Source organism: Methylobacterium bullatum (assembly GCF_014845095.1).
In the GTDB taxonomy this organism is placed as follows: domain Bacteria; phylum Pseudomonadota; class Alphaproteobacteria; order Rhizobiales; family Beijerinckiaceae; genus Methylobacterium; species Methylobacterium bullatum.
On record NZ_NKUG01000244.1, the window covers coordinates 1 to 656 of the forward strand.

Genomic DNA, 656 nt, shown 5'->3' on the forward strand with positions numbered 1-656 from the left:
CTTCGCCGCCGTGAAGCTCGGCCTCGCCCAGCGCCCGGCCCATGCCGGCTGGTGGCAGATCTACGGCCTGTCGCTCCTCTGCGGCGTCGGCTTCACCATGAGCCTGTTCATCGGCCTCCTCGCCTTCGTGGATAATCCCGGCCTGGAGACCGAAACCAAGATCGGCGTGCTTCTCGGGTCCGTGACGTGCATGATCGCCGGAGCCCTCGTCCTCCTCCTCGCGCCCGCTTCGGACCGTCGGGCCGGCCCCGCGGCGTGAGGACGCGCCCTCGGTCTTATCCGCCTTTGACAACACAATCTTTAAGGGGATCGCTTAAACTGGTCAGTCGGAGAGCAGGATGACTCGAAAGGCAGGCTCGGCGTTCGGCAAGGCGGCATTGACGGTTTCCGTGGCGGCAGCTGTCGGCTCGGGCCTCTTCGCCACCCATGGCATGACCGACGACGCCACCGCCTGGCGCAGCGCCTTCGCGCGCCCGTCCGCATTGGCCGTGCCCGACGGCATTCCCGATACGGAGGCGCAGGTCGAGCTCGGCCGGACGCTGTTCTTCGATCCGGTCCTGTCGCGATCCCGCTCCATCTCCTGCGCCACATGCCACGAGCCGTCGCGCCATTGGGGTGACGGGCGCATGCGCGGCATCGGCGAGCCCGGGATCGAG

The 656-nt window shown here is 68.1% G+C and carries 2 protein-coding genes; both read left to right on the forward strand.

What is annotated here, in order from left to right; translation table 11 throughout:
- Positions 1-259: Na+/H+ antiporter NhaA (locus MBTS_RS22660; protein ID WP_192216545.1), on the forward strand; the 259-nt coding region annotated here is incomplete at its 5' end.
- A gap of 79 nt (positions 260-338) precedes the next feature.
- The coding region (locus MBTS_RS22665) for a cytochrome c peroxidase (RefSeq protein WP_192216546.1) at positions 339-656 on the forward strand (318 nt) is incomplete at its 3' end.